The following is a 22,671-nucleotide window of genomic DNA, read 5'->3' on the forward strand; positions in this document are numbered from 1 at the left end:
TGAAACCTCTCCCGTGTTTTGTCGTATACTAGACATATGGAAAAATAGAGGAGGCGACGACATGAATGATCGACAGGAATCATTACGGACGTTGAAGTGGATGTCAGGTGGTTTAGAGGCCATCCTCGGGATTCCGATTCTCGGTGGATTGATTGTTATCGGGTCAGGTTATAACGCCTTATGGTTGATGCTTGCGTTTCACATCGTGGTTGTCGTGTTGACGGCGCGGGCCGGCACTGTCTCAAAAGGAAACATCGTCGGAATCGTCGCATCGACAGTCGGTGTCATTCCGATCGTCGGGATGTTATTGCACATCGTAGCGGCCATCACGATTTTACTTGACGCGGCATTTGGTAACCGGATTATTACACGGACCCACGTCGAGCGGGTCGAACCGATTCGTCCCCGTCCGGTCCGGAAAGAACAGGAGAAACAGGAAGATCATCCGTTTTGAGCACTTTTGATTGACAGTGAAATCCGAGCCGTGTAAAGTAAAGACCAAGTTAAGCCATATCAAACAAATCAACGACGCGGAGTAAGTACCGTCAACACTGCCGACAAAGCGAGTCAGGAAAGGTGAGAGCCTGACGCGGTAAGCTGATTAGGGAATGGACCGCTGAGAGCCTGTTGAACGATTGCAGTAGACAGGACGGTTGCCCCCGTTACAAGGCTAGCTGGTTGTTGGACCAGCGACAAGAGGAGATTTTTAATCTCAACTAGAGGTGGCACCGCGCGGATATAGGCGTCCTCTATGCAGCAGCTTTTGCTATGCATAGAGGGCGCCTTTTGTTTTACGTCAAGGAACGCCGAATCATCCAACGCACATTATCTTTAGGAGGAATTTTTTATGAAGAAGACATTGATCGCGGCGGCAAGCACGGCGTTCCTACTCGCAGGATGCTCGACGACAGACACAGAACAGGCAGCACCAAATGAAAACGAAAAGAAAGTCCTGCACACGATGGAAAGTTATGATCTCCTGTCGGTTGACCCGGCAGATGCCATCACGTCGAACATCTTCAACCAAATTTATGAAGGACTGTACCGCTTCGATGAAAACAATGAACTCGTCCCGGCAGCTGCTGCGTCACACAGCGTATCGGAAGACGGTAAAGTCTATACGTTCAAGCTCGACCCGACGGCGAAATGGTCTGACGGAAAACCCGTCACGGCAGAAAACTTCCGCTATGCTTATGAGCGCGTCATCGAGACGAACTCCCCGTTTGCGTACTTGCTTGAGCCCGTCAAAGAAACGAAAGTCATCGACGACGAAACGTTACAAATCGAACTGAAACGACCGACGCCGTACTTCCTCAGCATGACGACGTTCGGGACGTACATGCCGGTCCGTGAAGACATCGTCAAAGCACAAGGCGACAAGTTCGGGACGGATCCGGAGACGAATGTCTACAACGGACCGTTCACGTTCAAGAAGTATCAAGCGGAGCAAGGCTACACGCTCGCGAAAAATGCTGACTACGCCGACCAAAAACAAGTCAAGATTGACGAAGTCGACGTCAAAATCATCAAGGACCCGATGCTTGCGATCAACTTGTTTGAAACAGGCGAACTCGATGTCGCACCGCTCAACTCGGAAAACGTCATCAACTATAAAGATAAAAAAGAGTACAACACGTTCAGTGATTCACGGATGTTCTTCATCCGGATGAATCAAAAAACGGACGCTTTAAAAGACAAGCAGACCCGCCAAGCGATTGACGCTGCTTATAATAAAGAAGCGTTGACGGAAACGTTACTCGGAAACGGCTCGTTACCGGCCGACTATATCGTCCCGCAAGAGCTTGATCCGCAGTACGATAAAACACGTCAAATCACGTCATCATTCGACGAAGCGCAGGCGAAGAAAGTCCTCGAACCGCAAAATCTAGAATTGACGATGATCATCGAGGACGATGACGTCTCGAAAAAAATTGGGGAGTACATTCAAGGAACGTTAAAGCGTCAAAACCTCGACGTCAAACTCTTGCCATTGCCGAAGAAGGAACGTCTTGCCCGTGAAGGACGAGGGGACTATGATTTGTCACTTGCAAGCTGGGCACCGGATTATCAAGACGCGACGACATACTTGAACTTGTTCATGACGGGAAATCCGTTCAACATGATGGATTACTCGAACAAAAAGTATGACCGTCTCTTGCAACAGGCAGAAAAAGAACTCGATCAAGATAAACGGTTGGAACTGTTGAGTCAGGCTGAATCGCTGTTACTCGACGATCAAGCGATTTCGCCGGTCTACCAACGCAAAAACGCCTTCTTGCAAAACACGGAAGTCACGCACCTCGCCCGACACAACGTCGGGACAGACATCTCTTATAAGTACGTCGAAATTGACCGGAAGTAAAAAGATCAGCCGTCCGCCTTGTCATGTTCAGATGACAAAGCGGACGGTTTTTTTGTGTCGATCTGTCATTGTCACAAATCAAATTGTTATTTTGTGACAAGTAAATCCTATAACCGACTTTGAAATCAGGTCAATCCTATTAAAGCGTTCTCATATCTTGCCGATAAGGAGAATGTTGAGAAAAGAATCAGGAAGGGAAGTTACGGATATGAGCAAGTTACGTAGCAATTTAAAGATTCGGTTATTTGTATGGGTTCTCGTGATTTCAATCATTACAGGCGGAATTTCTGCCCAGCTGACATTATTCCTCACGCGTGGAGTCGACGTCGCAGAAAACCAGGCGATTTTATTTGGAGCTGGCATCGGGTTAGTTTTGTCGATTCTCGGTTCATTGTTGATTCAATTGATTCTCCGTCAGCCGATCAAAGCAATCGAAAAAGCGACACAAACGGCACGCGAAGTCGCGAGCGGTAACTTTGATGTGGATTTCGAAGAAGCGAAGCGTGGCGACGAAGTCGATCAATTGATGCATGAACTTGAAGTGATGGTAGTACATATCCGCAAGCAAGCGACACAGATGGGCAGCTCAAGCGATAAGCTGACGGCGTCTGCTCAGGAAATCGCGGCAGCCGTCCAGGAAGGCAACGCGTCAGGTGAAAGCATCCGGACTGCAATGGCGGAGCTCTCGACGAAGATGAACGAAAACGTCGATCAAGCGTACCTCTCGATGGATGCACTCGGTACGGTCAAACGAACGATGGATGAAGTCGCACAAGAAATGAACCAAGCCTTGAAATCCGCGACGGTCATGCAGACAGAAGCTGAGAACGGTAAGACGCTCGCGACGGATTCCGTTGAAGCGATGCATATGATTTCAAGTAAAATGGAACAATCCGCGACACTCAATGGTCGTTTGACGGATATGACGGGTGAAATTTCACGAATCACGGACGTCATCAGTGACATTTCAGCACAGACGAACTTACTCAGTTTGAATGCCTCGATTGAAGCAGCACGTGCCGGAGAAGCCGGTCGTGGTTTCGCCGTCGTTGCGGCGGAAGTCAAGAAACTGGCTGAACAAACAGCGACGTCAGCAAAAGAAATCACCGATTTGATTTCCGGTGTTAAACGTCTTGTCAATGATACGGCGAATGCAATGACGGACGTCCAAAAAGAAGTCGCGACCGGTGTCGGACTCGTCGAACAGGCAGGGTCGTCATTCGAAGAAATTCACCATTCGACAGAACATGTTTATTCACGCGTTAAATCGGTTGACCAGCTTGTCGTGAAATCGGACAAAGAGATTGACCAAGTCGGTTTGACGACGGCGAATATCCTGGCGATGGTCGAAGAAGCGTCAAAACATGCGGAGCAAGTCTTGCAGGCTTCTAGTCATCAGGCGGCGTCACTCAGTGAAGTCAACGGCGCGATGGAAGAGCTGGTCGCAGTCGCAGAACAACTGCAGGAAGAAACAGGAGCAACGCGTCTCTAATTTAGAAATCGCAGGCGGAAGTCCCGTCTGCGATTTTTCTTTTGAATTTTTTTATTTTTTTTTTGAGTGAAACTGTTAAAGATTTCGGCACGGCGACGATATATAGAGTGGAAGCAGTCATCGACTACAACCACCGCGCTACTCTTGGGCCGGCCAGGGGGCGCATCTCGGAGAAGAAGGATCTTCAAAGAGACAAAAAAATTATTCCTATGGAGGGAAACTTACAATGATTATCAATCACAACATTACAGCACTTAACACACACAACAAACTTTCGAGCGCAACTGCTGCTCAAGGGAAATCAATGGAGAAACTGGCTTCAGGTCTTCGCATCAACAAAGCAGGCGACGATGCTGCTGGTCTTGCAATTTCTGAGAAAATGCGCGGTCAAGTTCGTGGTCTCGACCAAGCTTCACGTAACGCACAAGATTCAATCTCAATGATTCAAACAGCTGAGGGTGCTTTGAACGAAACGCACGATATCCTTCAACGGATGCGTGAATTGGCTGTCCAAGCTGGTAACGATACAAACACAACTTCGGATCGTGGAGAAATTCAAAAAGAAGTTAACCAATTAACAAGTGAAATCAACCGCATTGGTAACACAGCTGAGTTTAATGGTCAAAAACTGTTGAATGCAACTGCAGGTACTGTTACTCCAGCAGTTGCCGCAGCAGCTGGACCTCCAGCTGTTGCCGCAGCTCCAGCCAAATCATCTTTCACTTCACAAATTGGTGCGAACGAAAACCAAACGATGACGCTAGAGTTTACTGATATGCGTGCGGCAGCACTTGGCATTACAGGAACTGGTACAGGATTTACGGGAGCTAATACGGTAACAGATGGAACAAATAATACACCAGCCGAAATGGCATTAGATCTTTCTACCTCAGCTACTGCTGGTTCTGCTGTGACTAAAATCCAGACAGCAATCGATAGTGTTTCTGCTGAACGTTCGAAGCTCGGTGCAAACCAAAACCGTCTCGAGCACACAATCAACAACCTCAAAACATCTTCTGAAAACCTAACAGCTGCGGAATCACGTATCCGTGACGTTGATATGGCGAAAGAAATGATGAACCAAACGAAGAACTCGATTCTTGGACAAGCTGCACAAGCAATGTTGGCTCAATCGAATCAAACACCCCAAGGCGTGCTTCAACTCCTTCGGTAATTTGATTCCACCGGGCGTCTGATCGGGCAACTGATCAGAGCATGACTGGGTGAATTGCTGGAACTCCTTTAGAGCCTTGATGTACGACAACGTGGCTGGAAACGGCGAGCGTGACCGTTCTGAAAAACGTCAAGGATTGGACAATCAGCAGCCAAGCACCTGTAGGGAAACCTTGGTGAAGGTTCAACGACTAGGATAGACGACCTAATGGACATGTCCGATGGTTATGAAATCCGTACTCCGTAAACGGCGGGGGAAGCGCCCAGCTCCTAGTAAAAACTAGGATGAAGATATAGTCTTATCATTAGCGAAAGTTAATGCGCGTAGCAAGCGAACCAACAGCCGCAAGGCGTTCTCCAATTACTCCGTTAATCGTAATTGGTCATACTTTTTACTTCAAGGTCATGGACTCGTTCCATGGCCTTTTTTTATGTAATTTATCAACAGGTATTACAAGTTAACAGAAGATGCCGATATACTACATAGAGAATAAATAAGGAGTGTTTGTCTATGAATTCCATCAATACGGAAATTCGGCTTCACCTGCCTGCAAATGTCTTACCTTACGAAGCAACGCGGAACGTCTTCGTTGAAGCGAATCAAGAAGAACTGGCGCAAGAAGGGATCGTCATCTTACCGACACCGCAACACGTAACGAAACTTGAGACGGCGATTGATAAAGCAAATATACAATTAGAAACGCAACGCACCGGTCTAAAGTTCGTCAAACATGAAAAACTGAATGAATTTTATATTCAGGTCGTTGATACGAACAATCATGTCGTGCAAGAAATCCCGAGTAAAAAAGAACTTGATTTCTTTGCGGCGTTCATGGAATTTAATCAACTGATCGATAAACGGATTTAATGGGAAAGGACTGATTGGATGGCAGGGATTCGAATAAGTGGTCTCGCGAGCGGGATCGATACAGAAACGATGATTAAACAATTGATGCAGGTGGAACGTGCACCTGTCGATCGCTTAGCGCAAAAGAAACAAACCTTAACGTGGCAACGCGATGCCTACCGCGAGATGAATCGGGGATTACTTGATTTACGGACAGCAGCGAGCGACATGTTGTTATCAAAAAACTATATGTCAAAGACTGTCACGAGTTCTGATTCGTCGAAAATCTCAGTAACAGCAAGCGCAGCTGCGACTTCAGGTAGTATCACAATTGATCGTGTGAATCAGCTTGCTTCTGCTTCGTCTTTAACGATTGCTCGGAATGCTTCTGCTACCGAAAAGATAACAAGTCTAACGAAACTCGCTGACAGTGGTCTCGTCGCTAAAGATGCTTCTGGTAACGTCTCACTTGAGCTAAATACGTACCAAGCAGATGGAAGCATGCTTGCGACACCGGTGACAATGAACTTTGATGGAACGGCAACAGTTGGCGACCTCGTCTCAAAAATCAATAGTGACAAATCGCTAGGGTTGAATGCTGTCTTTAATGACATTACAGGAAAACTAGTCGTAACACGACAAAGTACGGGACAACTTGGAGCATCCAATGAAATTTCTTGGACGGATAAGAACACACCAGTCGCTGGTGCTGAACCTGTAATGACTGGCGTTGCTGGAAAAAATGCAATTTATACAATCGGTGGAACACAACTCGAACAAACGACGAATACGTTTTCACAAAATGGTTTAACAATTACATTAAATAATACGTCGGACTCACCAATCACTTTAAATACAAAAGTTGACACGCAAGCCAACTTTGACTCAATCAAAAAATTTGTCGATAAATACAACGATATGATTGATAAAATGAATTCTAAAGTGCGAGAAGAGAAGTATCGTGATTTCCAACCGTTGACGGATGCCCAGCGCAAAGAACTAAGTGAAGATGAAGTCAAGAAGTGGGAAGAAAAAGCGATGAGTGGGGTTCTGAAAAACGATAGTTACTTACAAAGCGGAATGAACCAATTCCGCAGTGCCATTTCGTCAAAAATCGATACAGGTTATACGTACCAATCAGGGACGGATACGATTGCTTTGAACTATATGTCGCAAATCGGAATTACGACGACGAGTGATTTCCGTGACGGCGGAAAGCTTAAAATTGACGAAACAAAGCTGAAGAAAATGCTTGAGGAACAACCTGAAGGTGTCTACAAGCTGTTTACAGCGGATGCACCAGACCCAGTTACCAATCCTGATGGTTCTGTTACTCCGAATCCTGGTGGACTTGATGGATTTGCGCGCCAAATTCAAGGGTTTGCCACTACGATGCGTAGTAAAATTTCACAAGTCGCTGGACTTGATGGCGCCGTCGCGACAACGTACCGGCTCGGAAAATCACTTGCTGACGTCGATAAGAGTATCCTGTCTTGGGAAGACAAATTGACAGCTAAAGAAAATGCCTATTACCGTCGTTTCGCGGCGATGGAACAAGCGATGAACCAAGCGAACAGCCAATCAGCGACACTCGCTTCATACTTAGGACAATAAGGAGGGCTTCTGACGATGAACCCATATGCGACGTACCAAACGAACTCGGTGACGACAGCATTACCGCAAGACTTGACGTTGATGCTCTATGAAGGACTGATTAAGTTTGCGATGATGGCGAAGCGCAATATCGAACAAGGAAACATTCAAGATAAAAATACGTACATTCAAAAAGCACAAGCGATCATTATGGAGCTTCAACTGACACTCAATAAATCAATCAGTTTATCAACCGATTTAAATAACTTATATGATTACATGCAGGGACGCTTGATTGACGCAAACATCAAAAATGATGTGACGGCAATCGATGAAGTGATTGGATTCGCGGAAGAATTTCGTGAAACATGGAAAGAAGCGATGAAGCTCGCCCGTCAACGATGAGTCCACTCGATCCGCTGCGTCTGAAGACGAAACACTTGATGGAATTGCTTGAGCAGACACCGGAGGAAGAAGTTTACGATGAGTGGGTCGTCAAGATTCAAAACCTACTGAATGAACGGGAAGCGTTTATTGCCGCTCATTCGAACTTACTTGCCGGGGCCAATCAAGCGGTCATTCAAGAGCTCGTCGCCGAAAGTCGGAAACTGGACTTGAAATTATCTGAAGAAACCGCTAAATTAGGGGTACAAATCAATCAACTCCGACAGGCAAAAGTCAGCCGGAAATCGTATATTGACCCGTATGAAGAAGTCGAAGGTAGTTTTTCACCATATTTTGATTCTCGTCAGTAACTTTCTTATTCTAGGGAGGGATCTTGCGTGACTAAACGTGAAGAGAAAAAACGTACCGTGCCGAAACCGTTTTACCGATCAGATGGTTCGTATGATCAATTCATCGAACCGGACGTCGAGTCCGAATCTTGGGAAGAGGCGGAACGCCCGATCTCGGACGGGCCAGACGTCTACGAAGAAGAAAAGTATCGACGCGAGTCGTAACAAAAAAGGGCATCCTGTATGGATGTCCTTTTTTGTTATGATATTTAGATTTGGTGCCGTTCCCGATACAGTTCCCAATGTTCCCGGGCATCTTTTTTGATGCGGTCAGATATTTTTTGACTTTGGAAGATGAGGCTATACCATTGCTTCGCGTCATCCGTCCGCTCCAAACTCGCATAGAGATCGGCAATTCGTAACAATAAAACATCATGCGGAATCCCGGTCCGGACAGCATCGGTATAATTGAGATAAAGCGCTTCGTATTTCTCGACCGACCGCTCCATCCAGAGCACTTCCTGCTCTTTGTTTGCAAGCAAACGATTTAACCAGGCGATTCGGACGCCGAGCATCGCAAGGATACTCTCTTTTTGGAGTGTCACTTGAGCACTATAAAGACAAAGCTTATAAAGCTGGATTGCCTGCTCCGCTGTCCGCTCAGTCGTAGCGAACGCTAACACCGGTAAAGCGGGAAGAATGTCCGTCGTCAGTCGTTCCCGGACATCCGGACGGAGCTTCTCGAACGCTTCATGGAAGATGAAGCGGCAATGCGTGCATTGAACCGGTTCGTAATAATAGACATTTGGTCCGTCATAGTGAATGAAACCGTCGAAGTCGGTCTTCGCGACACGGATATGCCGACTTAAGACACGCTTCGTTTCCGTTTCCTTCAAGCAATACGGGCATTTACATTTTTTTGAGTAGATAGCAGGCATTAGATAAAACTCCTCGGAATCGATTTAGACAAAGACGTTGACGAGCATCCCTTTGATTTCTCCGACTTGGTCGAGAATGTCGAGACGGCGCGACTCACCGGAGATGACGGTGTTCGTCAGTTCGAGCAACTTCGCGTCAACCTGTTCGACGACTTTGTAGATTTTCGTCCGTCCGCGGCGATTGAAGCCGCGTTTTTCCTCGAGTTGTTGCGATTGATCAAGGGCATCTTTTAAGAAGTCCTTGATTTTCTCTTTGTAGCTCTCGAGGTTCTCAATCGTCTGGCTCTCAGCGAGCAATTGTCCGTGCTCTTCGACGAGCGTCAATTTTTGTTGGAGCCGTTCGTAGCCTTTATGCTCGCGTTTATCTTGCATCAACGCAGAAAACGTCGTCGACGCCTCGACCTCGCGTGGTCCGGTCTTCGGTGTCTGCAGGCGGCTCGTTTCTTGGATGCGCCGGATGTCCATAGCTGTCGTCCTCCTTGATTAGTTGAGTAGTTGCAAGACGCCTTGCGGTAAAGCGTTCGCTTGAGCAATCATTGCCATCCCGGATTGGTTCAAAATGTTGTATTTTGCATATTCCATCATCTCACGCGCCATATCCGTATCACGAATCCGCGACTCTGACGCCGTTAAGTTTTCTTTACTGACGCTGAGGACGGACGACATCGCTTCAAAGCGGTTTTGGATGGCACCGAGTTTCGACCGTTGCGCTGAAATCGTGTCGATTGCTTGCGTATAACGGCTGATGGCATCATTCGCGTCCTGTTCCGTCATCATGCTGAGCGCATACTCCGGTGTACCGTCGACGCTCGGGACATCGAGCTTGCGGACGTCGGCGTTCGGTTGAACGGTCGAGCTGATGCCGATGCTCAGAGCGCGGACATCGTCGATTGTCAAGGAAATCCCTTCGTTCGCCCCGGCATTCGTCTGGATGAAGATCGCATTGTCTTCCGTGCTGAAGTTACCCGTCAATAAGTCTTTGCCATTGAACTGCGTCGTTTGCGCAATCCGTGAGACTTCATTCGTCAACTGGTTGATTTCTTCCTGGATGGCCGTCCGGTCCTCGATCGCCAGTGTCCCGTTTCCGGCCTGGACGGCAAGCTCGCGCATCCGTTGTAATAAGTTATGGGTTTCGCTCATCCCGCCTTCAAGTGTCTGGACCATCGAGATTCCGTCGAGGACGTTTTGTTCCGCTTTATCAAGCGCTTTGAGACGGTTCCGCATCTTCTCCGAGATGGCGAGACCCGCTGCATCGTCTGCTCCGCGGTTGATTTTTTGTCCGCTCGATAGCTTATCCATCGTCGTCTTGACGTTCAGTTGGTTAGCGCTTAAATTCCGGTACGCCTTCAGTGCCTGTACGTTATTGGTGATCCGCATTAATAATCCATCCCTTCATACCGTTCATGGTGTGCCGCCCGGACGAGCGGTCGTTCTTTTTTCAGACTTGCGGCTTGCCACGTGACGAGCAGTTCTTCTGCGAGTTGAAGCAGTTCGTCTAACACGAGTGGCGTCCGATAGGCCTGTAACGTCTGGTCTGCTAAGTACTGGTAAAGGGCGTCGAGTTGACCGGTGATGATGCCACCGTCGTCATGGAGCCCTGCTTGTAGTTTCGTTAAGAGTTGATAGGCTTTTTGCAACCGTTCGTTGATTTCATCGAACCGGTTGTCGTCGCGGGCGAGCAACGACCGGTCATATTGGAGGACGAGTCCCTGGAGCATCGTTTCCGTCAATTGTTGCGGTGTCATTTGAAACAGTTCTTGTTCTGTCATCAGTCTCGTCCTTTCGCGTGATCGAGTTCTTCAATCAATAACAATAATTCGGCCATTACGTCGTAGAGTTGTGGCGGAATCGCCGTTCCAAGATCGAGGTCGAGTAAGTGACCGAGCAACGATGTATCCTGTTCAATCGCGACACCACTGGCGCGCGCTTCCTGTAAAATCCGGTCGGCGGCTTGCCCGGTCGCCCGGGCGACGACGACGGGAGCGTTGCCTGAATGTTCATCATACCGCAGGACGGCAGCTGATTTCCGATGTTTTAAATCAATTTTTTGATACATGACTCCTCCTTAAATCCGGTAATCGTAGCCAGCTGGTGTCTCTGCCGGTTTGGCAGGTTCTGGCGTCGCCTGTTCTTTTGTAAATGGACTGAAGCGAATCCGGACATCTTGGAAGCCGGTCGCTGCTAACGCCTCGGTCGTCCGCTCGAGGAACGGGGTGGCCAGTCGCTCGAGAATCGGCACATCATTTTCAATCGTAATCTGCATCTTTCGGTTGACCGTTTCGACGCGGACGCCGATATCGCCGAGCCGCGGTGTCTCAAGCTGGACATAGAGTGTGTTGTTTTCCCAGTCAATCACTTCGTCCGGGCGTTTATTTTGCAGATGGACGTGCAACCCGGCTGTCCCTTCGACGAGTTGGACGGGCAGGGCGAGCAACAATTGTTGGAGTTGTTGACTGGTATCCGGTTTATTGACTTGTTGTTGTGTCGCCAGGAACGTTTGCAGTTTCGCTGCCTCCGGGTTCGCGGCTGGTGTCGCGAGCTTCAACTCGGCCGTCTGCAGTTGGAGTGTTTTTTGGACCGTCTCCTGTAAGACGCGCGGGCTGTTTTGGCTTGGTTCATATGGCAACGGGCGGCTCGATGTTTGTGAGGTCTGTGTTTGTCCGCTGACAGGACGAACCGGTTGATTGAGCTCCGGTAAGTACGCCGTCCGGACGTTCGCTGGTGTGAAGCGGAACGCTTCGAAACCGAGCCTTACTTCCTGGAGAAGTGCTTTTGCTTCTGTTCCGCGACCAGTCGCGGCAAGATCCGCACCGCGCTCCAGTTTTGAGAGCCACTGAATCAATTGTTTTTCGTCCCGCATCGATGTATGTAACATCGCATCCGTCTGTTGGAACGTTTGACGAAGCCGGTTCGCCGTACTCTCGATGACTTGTGCCATCTGTGCCGGACGCCCTTCAACGAGCGGTTCAATCTGTTTGAGTTGCGAGACGATCGTTCGCTGATTACTCCGGAAGTCGTTCGTCATCTCAGCCAGTCGTGGCGTGACTTCGCGGACGACCGTCAACGCCGACCGGACGGGTTCCGTCGTCTGGCGCGCAGCGGTCAGTGCCGTTAACTGCTCGAGCTTCGTCGGTTCCGGCGCTTCGAGCGTGACGGGGAAGTGCGGGCGCAGTTGCTCCCGTGCCTGTGTCAACGCACCGCGTTCGATCGTTTCGACAATCGCGGCTTGCTCGTTCAGGGGCAGGTGGTTCACGATTTGCCGAAGTCTTGGCGCATTCGCTTGCTCGATGTCTGCTTGTGTCGGCAAGGTCGTTCGAGCAACGTCGAGTGCGATGGCCGTGCCGAGTGTCGGTTTATCGACGACGGCTTGACGTTCCGGTAACAGGTCGACGAGTGAATCCGTTTCAGTCAGCAGGCTGCTGATCAACGCATCGACGCCCGTCGGCAAGGCACTGTCGGAAGGGCGTGAGACGAGAGCGACGACGAGATCTTTGTACGTTCCCTGAAGAGCGGCGACGAGCCGGGCGACGGTTTCCTTCGTTTGCGGCAATTGTCCTGTCGCAAGCAGTCGGGCGACAGCTTGTTTTAACTCTTGTGGCAATTCGTCGAGTAAGGTCGGATCGATGCCAGTTGCATCGGTCTTGACGGAGCCTGTCGGCGCTGTGTCCGGGGTATCCGTCAACTGTTCAATCAAATAGCCTTCTGCTGTCGCTCCCTTTACCTTAAACTGGAAGTCTCCTGTTGGGACGTCACCTGTGAACGTCATCTCGATTTGGTCGCGTCCGACTTGGACGAGCGCTGTATGTGGACCCGTTTTTTCAAGGACGGTCCCACTATACGTCTTTTTGTCGGACAATGTCGTCGGTGGCGACGGAACGGCCGGACTATTTGGTTGCAACTGGATGTTCATCGAGGCACCTCCTGTTTCATAATTTCTTCATCTTATTATATATCGGCATAAACAAAAAAGGATTGAGCGAAATTATCGCCCAACCCGTTTTTTTTAATGTTTAATTGAATTAAAGCGTTCCTCTAGTGTCATCGCGTTCAATTGTTGATAACGAGCCATCAGCTCGCCAGTTGCTTTCATTTGGTTACGGACGATGTAAGGAGAGGCGTTTACAGGAAGGATCATGCCATTACGAGTTTGGAGTTTCGTTTGTCCGTCTTCCTCGATGACGTCGGACATGTGGCTCCAGGCGTACCACTCGCAATCATCACGTTTTGGTGATTTGGTAGGGAAAAAGACAAGACCGAGCGTCGGTTCGATGACGACTGGAACTTTTCCTTTGACGGAAGCGACACGTTTTGCCGTGACGATCCGTTCCTCGATGGAACTGTTGTACTGCCTGCAAGATAGTTGCAGGAGTTGATACGGACGAAGCGGGGTCATGATCGTTGAGCCGTCTTCTAGTACGATGATGGATTGTTTCATCATGTCATAGCACGGCAGGATCGCGACGGTCCGTTTCGTGATTCGGTATTTTTCGTCATTATGGAATGGTCGCATTCGACTACATCCTCCTCAATTAGGACAATGGATAAAATAGGTAATTACTAACGATATAATACAATACTACACCTGTAATGACAATGTAATTTTTTGAAAAGAACAGCAATAGATCGCGCTATTTATTTAAAAACATCAATGAATTCGCATTAATCAGAATTTTCAATTGTCAATAATTCCTTCTTTTGATAGACTAAGCGGTAGAGAGCTTGCTCTCGAACTCTGGTTTGCGAAGGGAACGTGAATTCGAATGGAACAAGGTAAAGTAAAATGGTTTAATGCTGAAAAGGGTTACGGCTTCATTGAGACATCGGACGCAAAAGACATTTTCGTCCACTTCTCAGCAATTCAAGCAGACGGCTATAAGTCACTTGAAGAAGGCGAAGAAGTTGAGTTTGAAGTCGTTGACGGCGATCGTGGCCCACAAGCTGCGAACGTTACAAAACTTTAATCCGAATAGCAGCCGCCACCGTCTTTAGGCATTGTCTAAAGGCGGTTTTTTTGTTTCGATTTAGTTTCGTAAGGGTATATACGCTAATATCACCACACAAAACTATTATAGTACGCTAAAGATTGAGGGGGATGTTCAATAGAATGTCATCGTTTTCATTTCCTTGTATCATTTATCGTGGTATAATAAATACGAACCAAAAGAATTTTGAATCTTCAGAAGGAAACGACTGAAGTTTAGCGAATTCATAGGTTCAACCGGTTACTTAAGGAGGAGTTTACATGATCTACAACATTCGCGGTGAAAACTTGGACGTCACAGATGCTCTCAAGGATTACGTCGAGAAAAAGCTTGAAAAGTTAACTCGTTATTTTACAACTCCTACGGAAGCGCAGACGGCTTATGTCAATCTCAAAGTCAACAATGAGAAACAGAAAGTCGAAGTGACGATTCCAATGCCAAATCTTTTGCTTCGTGCAGAGGATGTAAATGGCGACATGTACGCAGCAATCGACCTCGTCGTCGATAAGCTCGAACGTCAAATCCGGAAACATAAAACGAAAATCAACCGGAGAGGACGCGCCAAAGAAGGCGGCATTGGCGAATACTTCAAAACGCTTGAAGGACCGGAGGCAGAAGCACCTGTCTACGAAGAGGATGAAGCGGAACTCGAACTCGTTCGAACAAAACGTTTCACACTCAAGCCGATGGATACGGAAGAAGCGATTCTTCAAATGGACATGCTCGGTCACACGTTCTTCGTCTTCTCAGACGCTGAAACGGGTAACACGAACGTCGTTTACCGTCGAAAAGATGGTCGTTACGGCTTGATTGAACCAGAATAATGAATGTACAAGGGACTCGCTCTTAGGAGTGGGTCCCTTTTTGATATGTTAGAAAACTATATCTTAAGTCGATGCGTATGCTACATAGATCGAACAGGACGAGACGTCACGTCGTCCGCTTGTTGAAATTTGACGCTGTATTCGGTACACTGAATAAAGGAAAAATCTCGGAATTCTGTTCATATAAAGAATCGTTCGAAGTAAGGGGACTGTATGGCATGGCTAATTTTCTAAAAGAGTTATTCGCACCGACGAAACGTGTCCTGAAAAAAGCAGAAAAAGTGGCAGACGCCGTCGAAGCATTCGAGGAACAAATGGGTGCTTTATCAGATCAAGAATTAGAAGGTAAAGTGGTGGAGTTCCGGACGCGTCTTGCGGGCGGAGAAGATTTAGATGATATCTTACCGGAAGCATTCGCCGTCTGTCGTGAAGTATCGACGCGTGTCTTAGGCATGCGCCATTATCGTGTCCAATTAATTGGGGGATATGTCCTTCACAACGGTGATATTGCTGAAATGAAGACAGGGGAAGGGAAAACGCTTGTCGCGACGCTTCCTGTCTATTTAAACGCACTCGCCGGCAATGGCGTCCACGTCATCACCGTCAACGAATACTTGGCGAAACGTGACCGTGACATCATGGAGCCGCTCTATGCGGCGCTCGGTCTATCGGTCGGTTTGAACCTGTCAAGCATGTCGCGTCAAGAAAAACAAGCAGCCTATAGCTGTGATATCACGTACGGAACGAACAATGAGTTCGGTTTCGACTACTTGCGTGACAACATGGTCCTGTATAAAGAAGACCGTGTTCAACGTCCGCTTTCTTATGCTGTCGTCGATGAAGTCGACTCGATCCTCGTCGATGAAGCACGGACACCGTTGATCATTTCAGGTTCTGCTGAGAAATCGACGGCCCTCTACTCACAAGCAGATACGTTCGCGAAGATGATGAAGGCAGATGAAGACTATACGGTCGACATCAAAACGAAAAGTGTCCTCTTGACGGAGCAAGGCATCGACCGCGCTGAAAAATACTTTGGCATCGACAACCTGTTTGGTCTCGAGCACGTCGCCCTCAACCATCACTTGAGTCTCGCACTCCGTGCGAACTCCGTCATGCACCGCGACGTCGACTATATGATTCGGGAAGATGAGGTCATGATCATCGACCAATTCACGGGTCGTGTCATGGAAGGACGTCGTTACTCAGAAGGACTGCACCAAGCGATTGAAGCGAAGGAAGGCGTCGAGATTCAACGTGAATCGATGACGCTTGCAACGATCACGTACCAAAACTTCTTCCGGATGTACACGAAACTTGCCGGTATGACCGGTACGGCGAAGACGGAGGAAGAAGAGTTCCGGAACATTTACAACATGCATGTCGTTCCCGTTCCGACGAATAAGCCCGTCATCCGTAACGATCAGCCTGATTTGATTTTCAAGACGATGAACGGGAAATTCGCTGCTGTTGCAGACGAAATCGAACGTGCCAACCGCGAAGGACAACCGGTCCTCGTCGGTACGGTCGCCGTCGAAACGTCTGAGCTCCTCAGCGGGATTCTCAAGAAACGCGGCATCCGCCACGAAGTCTTGAACGCGAAAAACCATGCACGGGAAGCAGAAATCATCGAGAACGCGGGACAAGCGAACTCGGTCACGATCGCGACGAACATGGCCGGACGCGGTACCGACATCAAGCTCGGTGCAGGTGTCATCGAAAAAGGCGGTCTCTACATTCTCGGGACAGAGCGTCACGAATCACGCCGGATCGATAACCAGTTACGTGGCCGGGCCGGTCGTCAAGGTGACCCGGGGGCATCCCAGTTCTATCTTTCACTCGAAGATGAATTGATGCGCCGTTTCGGTTCCGATTCCCTGCAATCGATGATGGATCGTCTCGGAATGGACGATTCGCAACCGATTGAAAGCCGGATGGTCTCACGTGCCGTCGAGTCCGCTCAAAAACGGGTCGAAGGAAATAACTTCGACGCACGGAAACAAGTCCTCGGTTACGATAACGTCATGGCTGATCAACGGAAAGTCATGTACGCGGACCGGGCAGCGATTCTTGACGCCCAGTCTGTCTCAGACATCGTTCGTCCGATGATGGAACAAACGATTGAATCAGGTGTCCATCAGTACACGCCAATCGAGTTCGTACCGGAAGAGTGGAGCATCGGTGCACTCGCGGATTGGTCGAACCAGACGCTTGCCGTCGAAGAAAAAGTGACGGAACAAGAGTTGTTCGGCAAAGAACGCGAAGAAATCATCGAACTGCTCAAAGAGCGGACGTTCGCACACTACGAACACAAACGGTCGGAAGTACCGGCTGAAGCGTTTGACGAGTTTGAAAAAGTCATCGTCTTACGTGCCGTCGACCAACACTGGATGAACCACATCGATCAGATGGATCAGTTGCGTGAAGGGATTCACCTTCGTGCTTACGGTCAAAACGATCCGCTGCGGGAATACCAGTCGGAAGGTTCAATGATGTTCGATACGATGAACGCGGCGATCGCGGAAGAAGTGACACAATTCGTCCTTCGTGCTGATCTTGACCCGAACTTGAAACGCGAAAAAGTCGTCAAGGATGAAGTCGCCGTCTCAGGCAAAGAGGACAAGGTCGTCAAAAAAGCGCCTGTCCGCAAAAATCCGAACGACCAAATCGGACGCAACGACCCATGTTGGTGCGGATCCGGTAAAAAATACAAGAACTGTCACGGCCGTCAGGCATAAGTGATGAATCGACTGAAAGAGGCGGGAGATTCCTGCCTCTTTTGACGGAAAGAGAAGGTGGAACACAATGGAATTAGCAGAAATACGCAACACCGCCGAGTGGATGGAGAAGAAACTCGGAGAATATAAGGCATCGCTTGATTTAGAAACGAAGATTTCCCGGATCGAAGAGCTCGAAAACGAGATGACGTTCCCGGACTTCTGGAACAATCAAGAAGAAGCGCAAAAAGTCATCGACGAGTCGAACGGTTTGAAGGCGATGGTAGATAAGTACCAACACCTCGCCGATGGACACGAAAACATCGTCCTGACGTATGAATTGATTAAAGAAGAGCCGGACGTCGAGTTACAAGAAGAACTCGAGTCGGAACTCGGTGACATCAAACAGAAGTTCGACGAGTTTGAATTACAAATCTTGTTGAACGGAGAATATGACGCGAACAACGCAATTCTTGAGCTGCACCCGGGTGCGGGTGGGACCGAGTCGCAAGACTGGGCTTCGATGTTACTCCGGATGTACCAACGTTTTTGCGACAAACAGGGCTGGAAAGTCGAGACGATGGACTACCAACCAGGTGACGAAGCCGGTGTTAAATCGGTCACGCTCCGTATTCAAGGGCACAATGCCTATGGATACTTGAAGGCGGAAAAAGGAATCCACCGTCTCGTCCGGATTTCACCGTTTGATTCGTCAGGCCGCCGTCATACATCGTTCGTTTCATGTGACGTCATGCCGGAGTTCAACGATGACATCGATATCGACATTCGGACGGAAGACCTTCGTGTCGATACGTACCGGGCGTCAGGTGCCGGTGGACAGCACATCAATACGACCGACTCAGCCGTCCGGATCACGCACGTGCCGACGGGCGTCGTCGTCTCGTGTCAACAAGAGCGTTCGCAAATCAAGAACCGTGAAGCGGCGATGAAGATGTTGAAAGCGAAACTCTACCAACGTGAAATCGAGGAGAAACAAAAGAAACTCGATGAAATCCGTGGCGAAAAATCGGATATCGCGTGGGGTAGCCAAATTCGTTCATACGTCTTCCATCCATACAGCATGGTCAAGGATCACCGGACGAACTATGAAGTCGGGAATACGCAAGGGGCAATGGATGGAGACATCATGGGCTTCATCGATGCCTACCTTCGTTTACTCAATATGTAAGAAGCACCTGCCGTCGACGGTCAAGTCGGCGGTTTTTTTCAAAAGGGAGGACATGAGATGATCATTCGTCAGGAAAAATTTAAGGATGCAGCCGCGATTCGCCGCGTGCATGAAGCGGCGTTCGAACAGGCGGCTGAAGCGGATTTAGTCGACGCCTTACGGGAAGATGACGAGGCGGCACCACGTTTCAGCCGGGTCGCCGTCGCTGACCGGGGAGAAATCGTCGGGCACGTCTTGATGAGCCGGATTTACATCGAGGACGTCCCGTCGCTCGCCTTGGCGCCGGTCGGCGTCATGCCGGTCTGGCAACGCAAAGGCATCGGGTCAGAGTTGATCCGCCAAGTCATCGAGGACGCCCGGGAAGCGGGGGAACACCACATCGTCGTGCTCGGTCACGACAGTTATTATCCGCAGTTCGGATTCGAACGGGCGATCGATTACGGGATTGAAGCACCATTCCCGGTCCCGGCTGAAGTATTTCTCGTCATGCCGCTCGTCCGAAATGGCTTAACGGGCGTCAAAGGGACGGTCCGTTATCCGAAACCCTTTAGTGCGGTATAAGAGAACCACTGCGAGTTGGTCGGACGGGCTAGTCGTCACTTCCCTTTTTGCGCTAAAATAAAAAACGGGTTCTAGATTTTAAGGTAAGGGGAAATGCAACGCCATGACATCAACGCGTCAGGAAGTCGTTCGCGACTATGTTTATTTATTATTAGGTTCATTATTCGTCGCCAGTGCGTTCAGTCTGTTTCTCGCACCGAATCAACTCGCCTCAGGAGGCGTCAGTGGGCTATCGATTGTCTTGAATGATTTATTCGGGATTTCACCCGGACTGTTCCAGCTCGTTGCGAACGTCCTATTACTCGCGATCGGTTGGATGATTCTCGGGATGGGGTTCGGCGTCAAGTCACTCGTCGGATCGATTTTTTTGCCCGTCGTCATCTTGATTTATGAACGGTTCGAGGTCCCGGCAGCGACGATGAATCCGATGCTCGCTGCGATTTTTGGCGGGGCCGGCGTCGGAATCGGACTCGGTCTGATTTTTAAAGGTCGGGCGTCGACCGGCGGGATGGATTTAATCGCCCAGATTCTACACCGGTTTACGAAGTTACCGATTCATTTGTGCATCGCCTTGCTTGACGGGACAATCGTCATCAGTGCCGGGATTATCTTCTCGCTCGAAATTGGTCTGTATGCGCTCGTCGCCTTGTTCATCACGATTAAGATGATTGATATCGTCCAGCTCGGAATCACGAACGATAAGCTGGCCTACATCATTTCTGATCAACGGGAAGCCCTTGTTAAAGAGATCTTCCAGACACTTGATCGCGGCGCAACGGAAATCGAGGCAGCGGGTGCCTATACACGGAAGCGGAAGCCGATGCTGATGGTCGTCGTCCGTCAAGGTGAAATCACGACGTTGAAAGAAATCGTCAAACACATTGACCCGGAAGCGTTCCTTGTCGTCAGTGAGGCCCATGAAGTACTCGGGCTTGGCTTCACGGATGACAAACGGTATCACAATGTTCCGTAAACACATCGAAAACGTGAAGTTTTTGTGAAATCACGCTTAGAAAACATCAAGAACGGTTATACTCTAATAGGTAAGAACGTTGATTGGTATTTTTTAAGGGGGGGTATACGGATGAAGTTAAAAAATCTTTTACTCGCGGCAGGACTTGGCGCGACACTCGTACTCGGCGCTTGCGGCAGTGATGATTCCAGTTCTTCGGATACAACGAAAGAAGACACGTCGATGAATGATGATTCTTCAAAAACAGAATCAGCAGTTGATGCGGAAAAAATCTTCGCGAATAACTGTGCCTCATGTCACGGGAACAATTTAGAAGGAAATGTTGGACCAAACTTAACAAAAGTCGGTTCAAAGTATTCGTCTGAAGAGATTCAGGACATCATCAAGAACGGTAAAGGGCAAATGCCTGCCGGAATCCTGAAAGAAGACGAAGAAATCGTTGCTGTTGCTGATTGGTTAGCAGAAAAGAAATAAGCATAACTATGTGATAGTATGGGATAAGAGATGACAGACACGACACGTGTTCGTCATTTCTTATCCCTTTTTTTATGAAAAACAGCCGGAATTGACATTTGATTGTAATGTGGTTTTTTTTCATGCCTGTTATAATGGGAATCGGTAGGTTTTAAGACCTAGCTGATCACCCCAGTAATCAAATAAGGATGTGAAGTAAGTGATCAAGATGCAACAAGTTAGTAAAATATACCCGAACGGAGTCACTGCACTTCGTGAGGTCAATTTGACGATCAATCAAGGTGAGTTCGTCTATATCGTTGGTCCTTCTGGAGCCGGCAAATCAACATTCATGAAGATGATGTACCGCGAAGAGAAACCGACGAGCGGTTCATTTTTGTTTAAAGGAATCGAAGTCGGTAAATTGAAAAACCGTCAAATTCCAGAACTCCGTCGCCAAATCGGCGTCATCTTCCAAGACTTTAAACTCCTCCCGTCATTGACGGTTTATGAAAATGTCGCATTCGCACTCGAAGTTGTCGGAGACGACAAAGCGCAAATCCGTAAAAAAGTAAACGAGGTCCTCGATCTCGTCAAACTCAAACATAAAGCGCGGAACTATCCGGATGAGTTATCGGGTGGGGAACAACAACGGATTTCGATTGCCCGAGCCATCGTCAACCGTCCGTCACTCGTCATCGCTGATGAGCCGACAGGAAACCTTGACCCGGATACGGCATGGGAAATCATGGAGGTCTTCGAAGAGATTTATCGCCGTGGGACAACGGTCGTAATGGCGACACACAATCGAGACATCGTTAACAAAATGCGTCATCGCGTACTGGCGATCGACGGTGGAAAAATCGTCCGTGACGAAGAGAAAGGAATGTACGGCTATGAAGTTTAATGGATTCCGTCATTTACGGGAAGGGTCGAAAGGTCTTGTCCGAAACGGCTGGATGACATTCGCCTCTGTCAGTGCCGTAACCGTGACATTATTACTCGTCGGAATTTTCGCGATGGTCATGTTCAACGTCAACAAGATTTCAGACAACGTCGAAAAAGACGTCGAAATTCAAGTGTTCGTCGAACGCGAGGCCGATCAAGCAAAAATCGACGCCGTTGGTTCAAAATTAGAACAGATGCCGGGTGTCGCGTCTGTCCGGTACAGTTCAAAAGAAGATGAACTGAATCGTTTTAAAGAACAGTTAGGAGAAGGATCGCAGGCGTACCAGTCGGTCGAGAAGGATAACCCGCTTCACGATCGCTACATCGTCAAAGCAACTTCACCAAATGAGACAGAAACTATTGCAAATACAGTCAAAAAAATGGAAAATATAGATAGTGTCGAGTATGGCGAAGATTACGTCGAGAAGATGTTCAACTTCCTTGAAGGGGTACGCGTCGGTGGAATCATCTTAATTGTCGGTCTGACCTTCATGGCGATGTTCCTCATCTCGAATACGATCAAAGTAACGATTTTCTCGCGTCGTCGGGAAATCGAAATCATGCGTCTCGTTGGAGCGAAAAACGGCTTCATCCGTGCACCGTTCTTCGTCGAGGGACTCTTGATGGGTGTACTCGGAGCATTGATTCCAATCGCTGTCGTCTATTTTGGTTATGAAGTGACATACAATGCCCTTCAACCACAACTCGTATCTTTAAATGCATCAATCTTTAATTTGATTCCACCAGGTGAACTATCCGTTCAAGTCGCATTGATTTTACTTGCGCTCGGTGCCTTCATCGGAGTATGGGGATCAACGACGTCACTCGGACGTTTCTTAAAAGTATAAGTTACGCAAAAACAAAATATAGAGGAGAGATGCTTCT

The 22,671-nt window shown here is 48.5% G+C and carries 25 protein-coding genes and 1 other annotated feature; of the genes, 18 read left to right on the forward strand and 7 right to left on the reverse strand.

The window, feature by feature from the left end; genetic code table 11:
* Window positions 1-61: 61 nt before the first annotated feature.
* The 9 genes from KNQ02_RS01000 to KNQ02_RS01040 all read left to right on the forward strand — a co-directional run bounded on the left by KNQ02_RS01000 (window position 62) and on the right by KNQ02_RS01040 (window position 8,426).
* Complete coding sequence (locus KNQ02_RS01000) at window positions 62-454, forward strand: hypothetical protein (RefSeq protein WP_214807187.1); 393 nt, start codon at window positions 62-64, stop codon at window positions 452-454.
* Between the two features lie 62 nt (window positions 455-516).
* Window positions 517-753: a binding site (T-box leader), on the forward strand.
* A gap of 94 nt (window positions 754-847) precedes the next feature.
* Window positions 848-2,362, forward strand: coding sequence for a peptide ABC transporter substrate-binding protein (locus KNQ02_RS01005; RefSeq protein ID WP_214766811.1), 1,515 nt, complete (start codon window positions 848-850; stop codon window positions 2,360-2,362).
* Window positions 2,363-2,570: 208 nt separating this feature from the next.
* Window positions 2,571-3,854 carry a methyl-accepting chemotaxis protein gene (locus KNQ02_RS01010; protein WP_214807188.1) on the forward strand — a complete coding sequence of 428 codons (1,284 nt, stop codon included), beginning with the start codon at window positions 2,571-2,573 and terminating at the stop codon, window positions 3,852-3,854.
* A 226-nt stretch (window positions 3,855-4,080) separates the two neighbouring features.
* Window positions 4,081-5,028, forward strand: coding sequence for a flagellin Hag (gene hag / locus KNQ02_RS01015; protein ID WP_214807190.1), 948 nt, complete (start codon window positions 4,081-4,083; stop codon window positions 5,026-5,028).
* Window positions 5,029-5,538: 510 nt separating this feature from the next.
* Window positions 5,539-5,895 (forward strand): flagellar protein FlaG, encoded by a 357-nt coding sequence (locus tag KNQ02_RS01020; RefSeq protein WP_214807192.1) that lies wholly within the window; start codon window positions 5,539-5,541, stop codon window positions 5,893-5,895.
* A gap of 18 nt (window positions 5,896-5,913) precedes the next feature.
* Entirely contained in the window at window positions 5,914-7,488 is a 1,575-nt protein-coding gene (gene fliD / locus KNQ02_RS01025) for a flagellar filament capping protein FliD (RefSeq protein ID WP_214807193.1), read from the forward strand.
* Window positions 7,489-7,503: 15 nt separating this feature from the next.
* Window positions 7,504-7,872, forward strand: a complete 369-nt coding sequence (gene fliS, locus KNQ02_RS01030; RefSeq protein WP_214807194.1) for a flagellar export chaperone FliS — start codon at window positions 7,504-7,506, stop codon at window positions 7,870-7,872.
* Window positions 7,836-8,222, forward strand: coding sequence for a hypothetical protein (locus KNQ02_RS01035; protein ID WP_251135016.1), 387 nt, complete (start codon window positions 7,836-7,838; stop codon window positions 8,220-8,222). The genes fliS and KNQ02_RS01035 overlap by 37 nt, the downstream gene beginning before the upstream one ends.
* A gap of 27 nt (window positions 8,223-8,249) precedes the next feature.
* On the forward strand, window positions 8,250-8,426 hold the full coding sequence (locus tag KNQ02_RS01040; protein ID WP_204251403.1) for a hypothetical protein: 177 nt from the start codon (window positions 8,250-8,252) through the stop codon (window positions 8,424-8,426).
* A gap of 44 nt (window positions 8,427-8,470) precedes the next feature.
* Here the strand turns inward: KNQ02_RS01040 and KNQ02_RS01045 are convergent, their stop codons facing one another.
* The 7 genes from KNQ02_RS01045 to KNQ02_RS01075 all read right to left on the reverse strand — a co-directional run bounded on the left by KNQ02_RS01045 (window position 8,471) and on the right by KNQ02_RS01075 (window position 13,649).
* Entirely contained in the window at window positions 8,471-9,139 is a 669-nt protein-coding gene (locus KNQ02_RS01045; protein ID WP_214807195.1) for a DUF2225 domain-containing protein, read from the reverse strand.
* A 24-nt stretch (window positions 9,140-9,163) separates the two neighbouring features.
* Complete coding sequence (locus KNQ02_RS01050) at window positions 9,164-9,604, reverse strand: YaaR family protein (protein WP_029331409.1); 441 nt, start codon at window positions 9,602-9,604, stop codon at window positions 9,164-9,166.
* A gap of 18 nt (window positions 9,605-9,622) precedes the next feature.
* Window positions 9,623-10,516 carry a flagellin N-terminal helical domain-containing protein gene (locus tag KNQ02_RS01055; RefSeq protein ID WP_214807196.1) on the reverse strand — a complete coding sequence of 298 codons (894 nt, stop codon included), beginning with the start codon at window positions 10,514-10,516 and terminating at the stop codon, window positions 9,623-9,625.
* Window positions 10,516-10,908: a flagellar export chaperone FliS gene (locus KNQ02_RS01060; protein WP_214766826.1), complete on the reverse strand. Its 393-nt coding sequence runs from the start codon at window positions 10,906-10,908 to the stop codon at window positions 10,516-10,518. Before KNQ02_RS01060 ends, KNQ02_RS01055 begins: the two co-directional genes overlap by 1 nt.
* Window positions 10,908-11,195: an EscU/YscU/HrcU family type III secretion system export apparatus switch protein gene (locus KNQ02_RS01065; RefSeq protein ID WP_088837768.1), complete on the reverse strand. Its 288-nt coding sequence runs from the start codon at window positions 11,193-11,195 to the stop codon at window positions 10,908-10,910. Before KNQ02_RS01065 ends, KNQ02_RS01060 begins: the two co-directional genes overlap by 1 nt.
* A 9-nt stretch (window positions 11,196-11,204) precedes the next feature.
* On the reverse strand, window positions 11,205-13,049 hold the full coding sequence (locus KNQ02_RS01070) for a hypothetical protein (protein WP_214807197.1): 1,845 nt from the start codon (window positions 13,047-13,049) through the stop codon (window positions 11,205-11,207).
* Between the two features lie 93 nt (window positions 13,050-13,142).
* Window positions 13,143-13,649 (reverse strand): competence protein ComK, encoded by a 507-nt coding sequence (locus tag KNQ02_RS01075; protein WP_088837766.1) that lies wholly within the window; start codon window positions 13,647-13,649, stop codon window positions 13,143-13,145.
* Window positions 13,650-13,899: 250 nt separating this feature from the next.
* Here KNQ02_RS01075 and KNQ02_RS01080 point away from each other — a divergent pair, with 250 nt between their 5' ends.
* The 9 genes from KNQ02_RS01080 to ftsX all read left to right on the forward strand — a co-directional run bounded on the left by KNQ02_RS01080 (window position 13,900) and on the right by ftsX (window position 22,634).
* Complete coding sequence (locus tag KNQ02_RS01080) at window positions 13,900-14,100, forward strand: cold shock domain-containing protein (protein ID WP_088837765.1); 201 nt, start codon at window positions 13,900-13,902, stop codon at window positions 14,098-14,100.
* A 281-nt stretch (window positions 14,101-14,381) separates the two neighbouring features.
* A complete protein-coding gene (gene hpf, locus KNQ02_RS01085; protein ID WP_026827559.1) occupies window positions 14,382-14,945 on the forward strand; it encodes a ribosome hibernation-promoting factor, HPF/YfiA family in 564 nt (187 codons plus the stop codon).
* A gap of 218 nt (window positions 14,946-15,163) precedes the next feature.
* Window positions 15,164-17,683 (forward strand): preprotein translocase subunit SecA, encoded by a 2,520-nt coding sequence (secA, locus tag KNQ02_RS01090; protein WP_088837764.1) that lies wholly within the window; start codon window positions 15,164-15,166, stop codon window positions 17,681-17,683.
* 67 nt (window positions 17,684-17,750) lie between these two features.
* Entirely contained in the window at window positions 17,751-18,851 is a 1,101-nt protein-coding gene (gene prfB / locus KNQ02_RS01095) for a peptide chain release factor 2 (protein ID WP_034800913.1), read from the forward strand.
* A 57-nt stretch (window positions 18,852-18,908) separates the two neighbouring features.
* Window positions 18,909-19,412: a GNAT family N-acetyltransferase gene (locus KNQ02_RS01100; RefSeq protein WP_214807198.1), complete on the forward strand. Its 504-nt coding sequence runs from the start codon at window positions 18,909-18,911 to the stop codon at window positions 19,410-19,412.
* 103 nt (window positions 19,413-19,515) lie between these two features.
* Entirely contained in the window at window positions 19,516-20,385 is an 870-nt protein-coding gene (locus tag KNQ02_RS01105; protein ID WP_214807200.1) for a YitT family protein, read from the forward strand.
* 111 nt (window positions 20,386-20,496) lie between these two features.
* The gene (cccB, locus tag KNQ02_RS01110) at window positions 20,497-20,859 is read left to right on the forward strand and encodes a cytochrome c551 (RefSeq protein ID WP_088837761.1); all 363 of its coding nucleotides are present in this window, start codon (window positions 20,497-20,499) and stop codon (window positions 20,857-20,859) included.
* A 199-nt stretch (window positions 20,860-21,058) separates the two neighbouring features.
* Window positions 21,059-21,745: a cell division ATP-binding protein FtsE gene (gene ftsE / locus KNQ02_RS01115; protein ID WP_088837760.1), complete on the forward strand. Its 687-nt coding sequence runs from the start codon at window positions 21,059-21,061 to the stop codon at window positions 21,743-21,745.
* Window positions 21,735-22,634 (forward strand): permease-like cell division protein FtsX, encoded by a 900-nt coding sequence (gene ftsX / locus KNQ02_RS01120; RefSeq protein WP_029331384.1) that lies wholly within the window; start codon window positions 21,735-21,737, stop codon window positions 22,632-22,634. The genes ftsE and ftsX overlap by 11 nt, the downstream gene beginning before the upstream one ends.
* Window positions 22,635-22,671: the final 37 nt, after the last annotated feature.

The sequence above is a fragment of the Exiguobacterium sp. s102 genome (genome assembly GCF_018618635.1).
GTDB lineage: Bacteria > Bacillota > Bacilli > Exiguobacteriales > Exiguobacteriaceae > Exiguobacterium_A > Exiguobacterium_A oxidotolerans.

Excerpts from the sequence above, each read along its gene's own strand:
- KNQ02_RS01000 (WP_214807187.1), top strand. The coding sequence starts at position 62 with ATGAATGATCGACAGGAATCATTACGGACGTTGAAGTGGATGTCAGGT.
- KNQ02_RS01005 (WP_214766811.1), top strand. The coding sequence starts at position 848 with ATGAAGAAGACATTGATCGCGGCGGCAAGCACGGCGTTCCTACTCGCA.
- KNQ02_RS01010 (WP_214807188.1), top strand. The coding sequence starts at position 2,571 with ATGAGCAAGTTACGTAGCAATTTAAAGATTCGGTTATTTGTATGGGTT.
- hag (WP_214807190.1), top strand. The coding sequence starts at position 4,081 with ATGATTATCAATCACAACATTACAGCACTTAACACACACAACAAACTT.
- KNQ02_RS01020 (WP_214807192.1), top strand. The coding sequence starts at position 5,539 with ATGAATTCCATCAATACGGAAATTCGGCTTCACCTGCCTGCAAATGTC.
- fliD (WP_214807193.1), top strand. The coding sequence starts at position 5,914 with ATGGCAGGGATTCGAATAAGTGGTCTCGCGAGCGGGATCGATACAGAA.
- fliS (WP_214807194.1), top strand. The coding sequence starts at position 7,504 with ATGAACCCATATGCGACGTACCAAACGAACTCGGTGACGACAGCATTA.
- KNQ02_RS01035 (WP_251135016.1), top strand. The coding sequence starts at position 7,836 with ATGGAAAGAAGCGATGAAGCTCGCCCGTCAACGATGAGTCCACTCGAT.
- KNQ02_RS01045 (WP_214807195.1), bottom strand. The coding sequence starts at position 9,139 with ATGCCTGCTATCTACTCAAAAAAATGTAAATGCCCGTATTGCTTGAAG.
- KNQ02_RS01050 (WP_029331409.1), bottom strand. The coding sequence starts at position 9,604 with ATGGACATCCGGCGCATCCAAGAAACGAGCCGCCTGCAGACACCGAAG.
- KNQ02_RS01055 (WP_214807196.1), bottom strand. The coding sequence starts at position 10,516 with ATGCGGATCACCAATAACGTACAGGCACTGAAGGCGTACCGGAATTTA.
- KNQ02_RS01060 (WP_214766826.1), bottom strand. The coding sequence starts at position 10,908 with ATGACAGAACAAGAACTGTTTCAAATGACACCGCAACAATTGACGGAA.
- KNQ02_RS01065 (WP_088837768.1), bottom strand. The coding sequence starts at position 11,195 with ATGTATCAAAAAATTGATTTAAAACATCGGAAATCAGCTGCCGTCCTG.
- KNQ02_RS01070 (WP_214807197.1), bottom strand. The coding sequence starts at position 13,049 with ATGAACATCCAGTTGCAACCAAATAGTCCGGCCGTTCCGTCGCCACCG.
- KNQ02_RS01075 (WP_088837766.1), bottom strand. The coding sequence starts at position 13,649 with ATGCGACCATTCCATAATGACGAAAAATACCGAATCACGAAACGGACC.
- KNQ02_RS01080 (WP_088837765.1), top strand. The coding sequence starts at position 13,900 with ATGGAACAAGGTAAAGTAAAATGGTTTAATGCTGAAAAGGGTTACGGC.
- hpf (WP_026827559.1), top strand. The coding sequence starts at position 14,382 with ATGATCTACAACATTCGCGGTGAAAACTTGGACGTCACAGATGCTCTC.
- secA (WP_088837764.1), top strand. The coding sequence starts at position 15,164 with ATGGCTAATTTTCTAAAAGAGTTATTCGCACCGACGAAACGTGTCCTG.
- prfB (WP_034800913.1), top strand. The coding sequence starts at position 17,751 with ATGGAATTAGCAGAAATACGCAACACCGCCGAGTGGATGGAGAAGAAA.
- KNQ02_RS01100 (WP_214807198.1), top strand. The coding sequence starts at position 18,909 with ATGATCATTCGTCAGGAAAAATTTAAGGATGCAGCCGCGATTCGCCGC.
- KNQ02_RS01105 (WP_214807200.1), top strand. The coding sequence starts at position 19,516 with ATGACATCAACGCGTCAGGAAGTCGTTCGCGACTATGTTTATTTATTA.
- cccB (WP_088837761.1), top strand. The coding sequence starts at position 20,497 with ATGAAGTTAAAAAATCTTTTACTCGCGGCAGGACTTGGCGCGACACTC.
- ftsX (WP_029331384.1), top strand. The coding sequence starts at position 21,735 with ATGAAGTTTAATGGATTCCGTCATTTACGGGAAGGGTCGAAAGGTCTT.